This window comes from Arthrobacter sp. Dra40 (assembly GCF_059091905.1).
The window spans coordinates 1-10,599 of sequence record NZ_JBNHHB010000179.1 but is presented as its reverse complement, the minus strand read 5'-3'; the positions used below and the strand labels follow the sequence as shown (position 1 = coordinate 10,599).

The following is a 10,599-nucleotide window of genomic DNA, read 5'->3' as shown; positions in this document are numbered from 1 at the left end:
GCTACTAAACCCAGACTATTGGCTGGGTCTGACATTTTCGCAGGACACGGCAACCCTCACCGGCAGCCGCAGATCTGGAGTCATAACCCCCAGTTCAGAGTCGCCAGAACCTCTGGCGGCGGACAACGCGGACGGGACTCCGCAGGCGGGAACACACCCAGCGAACCGCATTGACGAAATAACAGGCGCTTCCCGGGGAACGCCCGTCCGCAGAGTCCGGAACGCCCCCGCCCCATCACGGGGACCCCGCAGGCAGTCAGTTGGGAAGAAATCCGGCATGTGGAACGGGGGCGGAGATTCACGCCTGTGGAGGGAAAGCCAGCAAGCACCTTCCGGTAGACGGCGGCCGGAGGGAGAACTTGCGTCAGCCCGCGGTCCTTCACATGGGATCGGCCACCGGCACGCGCACCCCTCCGGCTGGCCCGCCGGTCATGAGGAAAAGCGCGCAACCCTTGGCCGCGTGAACGCGGCAGCGTGCGAGGTCAGGGCGCGACGCGGCAGCGTGCGACGTCAGTGCGCGACGCGGCAGCGTGCGACATCAGTGCGCGACGCGGCAGCGTGCGACATCAGTGCGCGACGCGGCAGCGTGCGACGTCAGTGCGCGACGCGGCAGCGTGCGACATCAGTGCGCGGCTTCTGGCCGGGAGCCGCCCTCGGAGGTGCGGCACTGCTTCTTGCCCGGGAGAGGCGACATAGTCAGCGGCCGAGCATGGCTTCAGCCCAGCGCTACGACCAAGTGCGGCAGCAGCGCACGGAACGCTTGGCCGCGGTGGCTGATGGCATTCTTTTCTTCCGGACTCAGTTCCGCACAGCTCCGGTCCATGCCTGCCGGCTGGAGGATGGGGTCGTAGCCGAAGCCGCCGGAACCACGCGGTTCAGTCAGCAGGGTACCAAGCAGGCGTCCCTCTTCAACGGCTTCAAGATGAGGCGAGACAACACTTGCCGCACAGACGAACGCGGCTCCGCGATGCTCGGGGGCGATATCCGCCAATTGGCTCAGCAACAGGCGCAGGTTCGCATCGTCGTCGCCATGTTTGCCGGCCCAGCGGGCCGAGAAGATGCCAGGCGCACCGCCAAGCACGTCCACCGCCAGGCCAGAGTCGTCTGCCACCGCCACCAAACCGGTGGCCTCGGCGACGGCCCGTGCTTTCAGCAGAGAGTTTTCTGCGAACGTGAGCCCGGTTTCGGGAACGTCGGGGGCTCCGGCGCTGGCAGCGTCAATGACCTGAGTATCGACGTCCAGGCCCGGTATCCGGCCACGCAGCAATTCACGCAACTCACGCAGCTTGCCCTGGTTGCGGGTGGCAAGAACCAGCCGCGGCCGAGTAGCTGCCGCGCTGTCCGGAACGTCCCCCGCTCCGGTGTTTTCCGTCCCTTGGTCAGCCACGGATGACTTCTCCCAGTGTCTCCGCGATGGTGGCGCGCTGGATCTGGGCGAGCTGGGCGGTGCCTGCAAGGGCCAGATCCAGCAGCGCGTCAAGTTCTGCGCGGTCGAACGGTGCGCCCTCGGCCGTACCCTGGACTTCGACAAATTGTCCGGATCCGGTGACGACAACGTTCATGTCGGTTTCGGCACGGACATCTTCGACGTAAGGCAGGTCCAGCATCGGCACGCCGTCGATGATTCCGACGCTGACAGCGGCGACAGTGTCGGTCAGCGGGCGGGCGGACCGGGCAATCAGCTTCTGCTCCTTGGCCCAGTGCAAGGAGTCGGCAAGGGCCACGAAGGCGCCGGTGATGGCTGCGGTGCGGGTGCCGCCGTCGGCCTGCAACACGTCGCAGTCCAGCACGATGGTGTTCTCCCCCAACGCCTTGGTGTCGATCACCGAGCGCAGCGAGCGGCCAATCAGCCGGGAAATTTCGTGGGTGCGCCCACCAATCTTGCCTTTAACGGATTCCCGGTCGGACCGGGTGTTGGTGGCCCGGGGAAGCATGGCGTATTCAGCCGTGACCCAGCCGCGGCCTTCGCCCTTCAGCCAGCGCGGCACGCCCGCCGTGAGCGAGGCGGTGCAGAGCACCCGGGTGTTCCCGAACTCGATTAGTGCAGACCCTTCGGCCTGGTTGGACCAGCCGCGGGTGATGCTGATCGGACGCAACTGCTCCGGCGTCCTGCCGTCGGCTCGGGCGGCAGCGGCAACGGGCATGGCGGTGCTGGGATCAACGTCAGTCATATGTCCACCCTATCGGCTCGCCGGGCGGTCGTGGCTCAGACGACGTAGCTGACGCCGGCCACCGCTACCGCCAGATCGCCCGAGTAGGTCTCACGTGCCTCACTGACCGTCCGCACCGAGTCGTTCCAGACCGGCAGATGGGTCAGCAGCAGCCGCCGGACCTGTGCCTCGGTCGCGGCAGCACCAGCCCGCTTTCCGGTGAGATGGACGCCGTCGATGTCGTCGTCGCGACCCTCGTGGAAGGCGGCCTCGCACAAAAACATGTGCGCACCGAACGCTGCTTCGACCAGTTCCGGGCAGCTGTCGGTGTCGCCGGAATAGGCGAGCACCCGCGTGACCGGCCCGTCCGGCGTGGGCTCGGTCGCCTCGACGCGGATGGCGTAGGCCTCCTCCACCGGATGCCGTACCGGATACGGAGTGATGGTGAATGGCCCTAATTTCACTGGCTCCCGCTCAGCCCAGTGGTGGAAGTCGAACTCCTCTGTCATGCCGGGGTCCAGTTCCAGTCCGTAGGCCGTGGCCATCCGCTCCGAGGTGGCAGCCGGGCCCCATACTGGAATCCGGCCCCTGGCCCAGCCGTCGGGATTCCAGCGCACGGCCACATGCAGGCCGCACAGGTCCATGCAGTGGTCCGGGTGCAGGTGGCTGAGGAAGACCGCATCGATATCTTCCAACGCCATGTAGCGCTGGGCGGTCCCCAGGGCGCCGTTGCCCAGGTCCAGCAGAATGCGCCAGGTGCGTTCGCCGTCGTGGGCGCTGACCAGATAGCACGACGCCGGGGACAGCGGCCCAGGGAACGAACCGCTGCAACCGATGATGGTCAGGTTCATGCCCGCTCCCCCACGTTGTGCCGCCCTGAGGCGTCGGCAGAGGGCGCAACCCCGGCTATCGCCCCCGAGCCGGCAAGCGGCGGGATTTTGGCTGCCGGCTCAGCACCCGCGAAGGGAGAAATTTTGGACGCCGGCCGGGTGCCGGCGCGCGCGGCGGCAATCATTTCCGGGGTGATCCGGGCCATGCTGCCCGTAGGGTACTGCGCGGCGACGCGGTCCACATGTTCCACCGCGATCACTTCCGGCCCCAGGAACCGGCGCGCCAGCACTTCAAAGGACGGGGCGTCTCCGGTGGCAAGGAAGTGGTGCTCTCCGGGCGTTTCGTCAGGCCGGAGCAGATTGTGCGAAACCAGCGACCGGTAGACGTCTTTGGCCGTCTCCTCCGCACTCGACACCAGCGTCACGCCGTCGCCCATGACGTAGGAGATGACGCCGGTCAGCAGCGGATAGTGCGTGCAGCCAAGCACCAGCGTGTCCACGCCTGCATGCTTGAGCGGCTCCAGGTACTCTTCGGCGGTGGACAGCAACTCCTCGCCGGCAGTGACACCGGCCTCCACATATTCCACGAACCGCGGACAAGCCACCGACGTCACGTCAAGGTGCGGTGCGGCGGCGAAGGTGTCCTCATAGGCCCGCGAGCCGACCGTGGCCGACGTGCCGATCACGCCGATCCTGCCGCTGCGGGTGGAGGCGACGGCGCGGCGGACGGCCGGCTGGATCACCTCGATGACCGGAATGCCGTAACGGGCGGTGTAGCGCTCCCGCGCGTCGCGCAGAACGGCGGCGGAGGCAGAGTTGCAGGCAATCACCAAGAGCTTGACGCCGGCGTCGACCAGTTCGTCCATCACACCCAGCGCATTGGCCCGCACCTCTGCTATGGGAAGCGGACCGTAGGGCCCGTTGGCTGTGTCTCCCACGTACAGGATGGACTCGTTGGGCAGCTGGTCTATGACCGCGCGGGCCACTGTCAGGCCGCCGACCCCGGAATCGAAGATGCCGATCGGAGCTTCGGGTTGGATCAACATCGGGGTGTCACTGCCTTCCAGGCTCATATTCACTAGAGGATAAGACCTCCGCAGGCCCTTGGGCGAACTTACGTGCGGCTTATGTTAGCCATCTCACAGTGTTACCGGCCCAGGCGGCCACTTGCGGAGCGGCCGCCTGGGCCGCTGGGCAGGCCGCTTGGTCGATGAGCCGCCGGCTCCGACCGTGTGCAGGCTTCGAGTGAAGGAGGCGTTGCGGCGCCGGCCGGTTGGAGGCGCTGTTGGATCCGCCTAGCGGTCGCGGCCGTGCGAGCGCTCCAGTCCGTCCAGCAGCGCTTGCATCAGTGTCTCCTGCAGCCAGGTCATAAAGTTGTAGACCAGCGCAAGATAGGTCTCCAAGTCCTCGGCCTGGGACCAGTCGTCGACCTCATGCAACGCCTGGGCGTCCTCATCAGTGCGGATGTTCAACCGTTCGGCCAACACCAGCCGCACGTCGTTGACCGCTCTGGCGAATAGCCGGGCCTGCTCGTCGGTAAGCTGCAGCGGCGTGTGTTCCAGCAGCAGCGCGCTGGCACGCAGCGCCCCGAGCTTGTCCTCCCGCAGCGAGCGCTCGGTGAGCTTGCGGAACTCGAGGGCCCCGCCGTCGTCGTGCTCCACCGCATCCGGCAGCAGCCGGAGCAAGGCAGCATCCTGGGGTTTGGTGGCGTCGAGGTCCAATCCCACCATTGCCGCCAGGGGATCTTCGTCCGGCCGGTCGATTTCCAGCATGGCAATGACGTCCCCGAACAGCTTCCCCACTAGGTCCCGCTCGGCGGGCTCCAAAAACCCGGTGATCCCTTTGCGTGTGTGCTTGAATGCCTTGGCCATCTACGCCTGATCCGCCTTCTGGTACGTGGCCCACAGGCCGAAAGAATGCATCGCCACGGTGTCCCGCTCGGCCTGCTCGCGGCTGCCGGTGGCCACTACCGACTTACCCAGCTGGTGCACCTCAAGCATCAGCTTGCGGGCCTTGGCCTCCGAGTAGCCGAAGTAGCTTTGGAAGACATAGCTGACGTAGCTCATCAGGTTGACCGGATCGTTCCACACGATGACGACCCACGGGACGTCTTTGGCCGTGAGTTCCGCCGATTCCGTGCGGCGGGACGTCTCGATATCCGCGTCGAGCACGGTTGTGCAGGAGGGAAGCATGCTCACGGTCATGGCTTCCATTGTAGGCAGGGCGGGGCAGGACAGTCCGACGGCGGTGCCAAGCGCACTCCGACGGGGGACCGCCGGTGCGCGGTGTGCACCACGGGGTGACATCGGTGGGTGGCATGTCCCACTGGGTGACACCGGGGCGTGGCATGTCCCACGGGGTGACACCGGTGCGCAAAGTACTCAGACGGCACACACAGGATTAGAGTCGGGGATGTGAACAATGCAGCCGGCTGGGGCCACCCCAGCACCTCCCTGTATACCGACCATTACGAGCTGACCATGCTCCAGGCCGCCCTGCACTCCGGCGCAGCCCACCGGCGCTCTGTCTTCGAGGCGTTCGCCCGCCGGCTTCCCGAGGGGCGGCGATACGGCGTCGTGGCCGGAACCGGCCGGATCCTGGAGGGAATCGAGCACTTCACGTTCTCCGCTGACCAGCTGGATTTCCTGGCCCGGACGGACGTAGTGGACGCGAAGACCATCGACTGGCTGGCCAATTTCCGTTTCTCCGGCGACATCTACGGCTACGCCGAGGGCGAGGCCTACTTCCCGTACTCGCCGATCCTGATCGTGGAATCGAGCTTCGCCGAAGCCTGCGTTCTGGAGACGTTCATCCTTTCCGTGCTGAACCATGACAGCGCCATCGCCTCCGCAGCTTCCCGAATGACCGGGGCGGCCGGCAGCCGGCCCTGCATCGAGATGGGGTCCAGACGAACCCATGAAGAGTCGGCGGTGGCTGCGGCCCGTGCCGCGGTGATCGGTGGCTTCGCCAGCACCTCCAACCTCGAAGCCGGCTTCCGGTACGGGGTGCGCACGGTGGGGACGGCCGCCCATTCCTTCACCTTGCTGCACGACAGCGAGCAACAGGCCTTCGAAGCGCAACTGGCGTCGCTGGGCGTGGGAACCACCCTGCTGGCGGATACCTACGACGTCGAGACCGCCGTCCGTACGGCCGTGGACTTGGCAGGTCCGGAACTGGGCGGTGTGCGCCTGGACTCAGGCGACCTGATCGCCCAGGCTCAGTGGGTGCGCAAGTTGCTGGACGATCTGGGGAACCACCACACCCGCATCACGGTCACCTCGGACTTGGATGAGTTCGCGATCGCTGCCCTCGCCTCCGCTCCGGTGGACTCCTACGGCGTGGGCACCGCGCTGGTCACCGGCTCCGGCGCGCCCACCGCCAGCATGGTCTACAAACTGGTCAGCCGCGAAGATGCCGACGGCCGGCAGGTTCCGGTCGCGAAGGCGTCGAAGAACAAGATTTCCGTCGGGGGACGCAAATACGCGCTGCGCCGGCTCAACGACCGGGGCGCCGCCACCGCCGAGGTGGTCGGGATTGGCCACCCACCTTTCGACGACGGCAACGACCGGGCGCTGCTGCACCAGTTCATCACCGACGGCAAGCTGGCAGATGGCTGGACCGGTGCCGAAGGCGTCCGTCGCGCCGCCGAACGCCACACCTCTTCCATGGCCGAGCTGCCCGGTGCCGTGCACCGCCTGCAGCGCGGCGAAGCCGCCATTCCCACCGAATTCGAGGAGCAGTCATGACACGCGCACTGATCATCGTCGACGTCCAGAACGACTTCTGCGAGGGAGGTGCCTTGGCGGTCAACGGCGGAGCCAAGACTGCCGCCGACATCAGCGAGCACCTGGAGACCCAGCCGGACGAATACGACGTCGTGGTCGCGACGCAGGACTGGCACGTGGAGCCTGGCAGCCATTTCTCCGAGGCGCCGGACTTCGTGGACAGCTGGCCGCGGCACTGCGTGGCAGGAACGCGCGGAGCGGACCTGCATCCTGACCTGGACACCGACCGGATCGACGCCTACTTCCGCAAAGGCCAGTTCGACGCCGGCTACTCCGGGTTCGACGGGCTGTTGGCGCCGGCGGACGAGGTAGCCACCGGCGAACGCGAGGGCGACGAGGAAGAAGAAGAGACCGAGATGCCCAGCCTGGACGACTGGCTGCAGGAGCACGAGGTTGACGAAGTGGTGGTGGCCGGGTTGGCCACGGACTACTGCGTCCGCCAGACCGCGCTCGACGCCGTGCAGGCCGGTTACGCCACCTCGGTGAACCTGGCGCTGACTGCTGGAATCAATCCCGAGCGGGTGGAAAAGACTCTGGCCGAGTTCACCGACAACGGCATCGACATCATCAAGTAGCCGGGCGGGCCTGCGCCCGGGCTACTTGCGGCCGATGAACCAGTCCTGGAGCTTCTTCAGGCGTTTGTTCAGCTGCTCTTCGTTGGCTTGGGCCACCGCCGGGCCGCCGCAAACCCGGCGCAGCTCGGAGTGGACCACGCCGTGCGGCATGCCGGAGCGCGCAGACCAGGCGGAAACGTTCTTGGCCAACTGGTTGCGCAGTTCGGTTAGCTGCCGGTGGTCAACCACGGCCGGTGCCGGTTCCGGATCAGCCGCCCCACCGGCCCGCCGGCGCTTGCGCGACTGCTGTTCCTGCTGGCGCTGGCGCAGCAGCACGCCCACCTGCTCGGCATCCAGCAGTCCGGGGATGCCCAGGAAGTCCAGTTCGTCTTCGCTGCCGACTTCTCCCCCGGTGCCGAACTCGGCGCCGTCGAAAAGCACCCGGTCGAAGGAGGCTTGGGAGTCCAAGGCTTCGAACTTCTGCTTGGTCAGTTCGCCCGATGCTTTGTCTTCCCTGTTGGCCTGCTCCATCAGGGCCTCTTCGGGGATGAAACCCTCGTCGTTGTCCTTGTCCGGCCGGTCCAGCGCGTGGTCGCGTTCCAGTTCCATCTGGTTGGCCAGTTCCATCAGGTTAGGCACTGACGGCAGGAACACCGACGCCGTCTCGCCGCGCTTCCGGGCACGCACAAAACGGCCCACGGCCTGGGCAAAGAACAGCGGCGTCGCCGTCGACGTGGCGTACACGCCAACGGAGAGCCGGGGCACGTCCACGCCTTCGGACACCATGCGCACGGCAACCATCCAGCGGCTGTCGCCGGCGGAAAACGACTCGATCTTTTCGGAGGCGCCGGCGTCGTCGGAGAGGATTACGGTGGCGGATTCGCCGGTGATCTTCTTGAGCTGGCCGGCATAGGCCCGGGCGTCGTCGTGGTCGGTGGCGATCACCAGCCCGCCGGCGTCGGGGACGGCGCGGCGCACCTCGGTCAGCCGCTTGTCGGCTGCCGCCAGCACCGAGGGTATCCACTGTCCCTGCGGGTTCAGCGCGGTGCGCCAGGCCTGGGCGGTGATGTCCTTGGTCACCGCCGCCTCGCCGAGTGACGCTGCGTACTCATCGCCGGAGCTGGTCCGCCAGCGCATCTGCCCGGAGTACGCCATGAACATCACCGGGCGCACCACGTGGTCACGCAGGGCGCTGCCGTAGCCGTAGGTATAGTCGGCCCGCGAGCGGCGGATGCCGTCCCTGTCTTCGGCGTACTCCACGAACGGAATCGCCGCGGTATCGGAGCGGAACGGCGTGCCGGTCAGCGCCAGACGCCGGGCGGCGGGTTCGAAGGCCTCGCGGATGCCGTCGCCCCAGCTGAGGGCGTCGCCGCCGTGGTGGATCTCGTCCAGAATCACCAGCGTCTTGGCAGCTTCGGTCTTGGCCCGGTGCAGCAGCGGCTTCATGGCCACCTGCGCATAGGTGACGGCGACGCCGATGAAATCGCGGCCGTGCGACCCGTCGGAGTTCTTGAAGTTCGGATCGATGGCCAGGCCCACCCGCGCCGCGGCATCCGCCCACTGGCGCTTGAGGTGGTCAGTCGGTGCGACGACGGTGATCCGGTTGACGATGCCGCGGTCCACCAGCTCGGTGGCCACGCGCAGGGCAAAGGTCGTCTTGCCCGCGCCGGGGGTCGCGACGGCGAGGAAGTCCTGCGGGGCCATCTCGAAGTACTTCTGCAGGGCTTCGGCCTGCCACTGGCGCAATTTGGGCGCTGTGCCCCAGGCCGCCCGTTCCGGGTAAGCCGGCGGCAGCACCGGTCCGGCGCCAAATAGTGTGTCGTTGCTCATTCGCTGGCCTCCTCCCGTTGTTCCTGCCTGTTGTCCGTCCGTTCCGCGCTGCGCCACCCGGTGGCGATTCCGCCCGCCGCCACCACCGCCAGGACCAGCCAGATCACCACATAGACGCCGATCGAGCCGGGGTTGTCCGGATCACGCAGCAGTGAAAACAACCCGCCCGCCCCGGCAGTGCCCACCACGCCGCCCAGCTGGTCGGCCAGCTGCAGTGACGCGGAGTTCCGTCCGCGCTCCTCGGGGGCGGACATCTTCAGCACCATCACGGAGGTCGTGGACAACGCCATGCCCATGGAGAAACCGGCCAGCGCCCAGACCGCAATGAGCGCCCAAAGCGGCACGGACGGTGATGACACCAGCGCCATCAGCCCCATGCAAACGGTCAGGATGCCGGATCCGATCACCAGCATCCGGTGCCGTTCCGTCACCACGCGGGCTTGCAGCCAGGACCCGATGCTCCAGCCCACCGCGCCGGCTGTCAGGGCCAGGCCTGCCGTGGCCGGCGAGATCCCGTGCGCCGCCACCAGCATCAGCGGAATGAACGCCTCGGCGCCAAAAAACGCCAGATTGATCAGTCCGCGGGTAGCGATCACACTGGGCAGCCCGCGCCGCAGCCGGAGAGTGCCGGCGGGCATCAGCTTGGGCAACGCCAGCAGCGCCGTCACCGCTCCGCCGGCTGCCAGCACGTACAGCAGCACCAGCTTCCATGCCGGCCCACCGGCGACCGCTTCGAACAGCGCCCACTGGGCCAGGAACACGCCGCCGGCCAGCAGCAGGCCCCGCGCCGCCTGCAGGCGGCCGGCGCGCCGGTCCGTCGTCGGGTTCTCCGGCGCACCCAGGCTCCGGGTCTGCGGCCACACCACCAGCACTGCCAGCAGGAAGATGGGCGCCACGCCGTAGAACACCAGGCGCCAGGAAACGTACTCGGCGACGACGCCGGCGGCCAGCGGCCCCACCAGCGACGGCACCACCCAGGCCGCGGCCAGCCAGCCGAATACGACCGGTTGCAGCCTCTGCGGGTAGACCTGCCCGATGATCACGTAGACGGCAACGATCGCGAAGCCGCCGCCCAACCCGGCGACGGCCCGGCCGGCGGTGAAGATCCAGAATTCCCCGGCCACTCCGGAGACCACCAGGCCGGCCACCATCAGCACCAGGCCCGCGCCGAGCGCCGGACGCGGGCCCTTGGCGTCACACCAGACGCCGGCCACCACGCTGGCCAGCAGCGACGCGGTCAGGAACATGGAGAAGGCCAGCCCGTAGGCCGACTTGCCCTCCAGATCGGCCGCCACAACCGGCATCGCCGTCGCCACTGCCACTGCCTCGAACGCCGCCAGCGTGATCACCGTCAGCAGGCCGATCGTCAGCGGCCGGTAGGCAGCCGACATGGCGCCGGGCGCGCGGACGGCAGTAGATTCGGTCATTAAGGAACCAGGACTAACTTTCT

At 67.4% G+C, this 10,599-nt stretch carries 10 protein-coding genes; 2 read left to right on the top strand and 8 right to left on the bottom strand.

Annotated elements, in window-relative coordinates; genetic code table 11:
- Positions 1–715: 715 nt before the first annotated feature.
- From rdgB to clpS, 6 genes are all read right to left on the bottom strand, one after another.
- On the bottom strand, positions 716–1,387 hold the full coding sequence (gene rdgB / locus AC5RWT_RS29955; protein WP_494083387.1) for an RdgB/HAM1 family non-canonical purine NTP pyrophosphatase: 672 nt from the start codon (positions 1,385–1,387) through the stop codon (positions 716–718).
- Positions 1,380–2,171, bottom strand: a complete 792-nt coding sequence (gene rph, locus AC5RWT_RS29950) for a ribonuclease PH (protein WP_494083386.1) — start codon at positions 2,169–2,171, stop codon at positions 1,380–1,382. Before rph ends, rdgB begins: the two co-directional genes overlap by 8 nt.
- Before the next feature lie 35 nt (positions 2,172–2,206).
- Positions 2,207–3,001 (bottom strand): MBL fold metallo-hydrolase, encoded by a 795-nt coding sequence (locus AC5RWT_RS29945; RefSeq protein ID WP_494083385.1) that lies wholly within the window; start codon positions 2,999–3,001, stop codon positions 2,207–2,209.
- On the bottom strand, positions 2,998–4,026 hold the full coding sequence (gene murI / locus AC5RWT_RS29940) for a glutamate racemase (RefSeq protein WP_494083384.1): 1,029 nt from the start codon (positions 4,024–4,026) through the stop codon (positions 2,998–3,000). The genes AC5RWT_RS29945 and murI overlap by 4 nt, the downstream gene beginning before the upstream one ends.
- Before the next feature lie 249 nt (positions 4,027–4,275).
- Complete coding sequence (locus AC5RWT_RS29935) at positions 4,276–4,851, bottom strand: DUF2017 domain-containing protein (protein WP_494083383.1); 576 nt, start codon at positions 4,849–4,851, stop codon at positions 4,276–4,278.
- Positions 4,852–5,184 (bottom strand): ATP-dependent Clp protease adapter ClpS, encoded by a 333-nt coding sequence (gene clpS, locus AC5RWT_RS29930; protein WP_493966139.1) that lies wholly within the window; start codon positions 5,182–5,184, stop codon positions 4,852–4,854.
- Between the two features lie 210 nt (positions 5,185–5,394).
- Here clpS and AC5RWT_RS29925 point away from each other — a divergent pair, with 210 nt between their 5' ends.
- Both AC5RWT_RS29925 and AC5RWT_RS29920 read left to right on the top strand, forming a co-directional pair.
- A complete protein-coding gene (locus tag AC5RWT_RS29925) occupies positions 5,395–6,726 on the top strand; it encodes a nicotinate phosphoribosyltransferase (RefSeq protein ID WP_494083382.1) in 1,332 nt (443 codons plus the stop codon).
- Positions 6,723–7,340 carry an isochorismatase family protein gene (locus tag AC5RWT_RS29920; protein WP_494083381.1) on the top strand — a complete coding sequence of 206 codons (618 nt, stop codon included), beginning with the start codon at positions 6,723–6,725 and terminating at the stop codon, positions 7,338–7,340. Before AC5RWT_RS29925 ends, AC5RWT_RS29920 begins: the two co-directional genes overlap by 4 nt.
- Before the next feature lie 21 nt (positions 7,341–7,361).
- On the opposite strand, the gene AC5RWT_RS29915 is transcribed toward AC5RWT_RS29920, so the two are convergent.
- Positions 7,362–9,149 carry a DEAD/DEAH box helicase gene (locus AC5RWT_RS29915; RefSeq protein WP_494083380.1) on the bottom strand — a complete coding sequence of 596 codons (1,788 nt, stop codon included), beginning with the start codon at positions 9,147–9,149 and terminating at the stop codon, positions 7,362–7,364.
- Entirely contained in the window at positions 9,146–10,576 is a 1,431-nt protein-coding gene (locus AC5RWT_RS29910) for an MFS transporter (RefSeq protein WP_494083379.1), read from the bottom strand. Before AC5RWT_RS29910 ends, AC5RWT_RS29915 begins: the two co-directional genes overlap by 4 nt.
- Positions 10,577–10,599 lie beyond the last annotated feature (23 nt).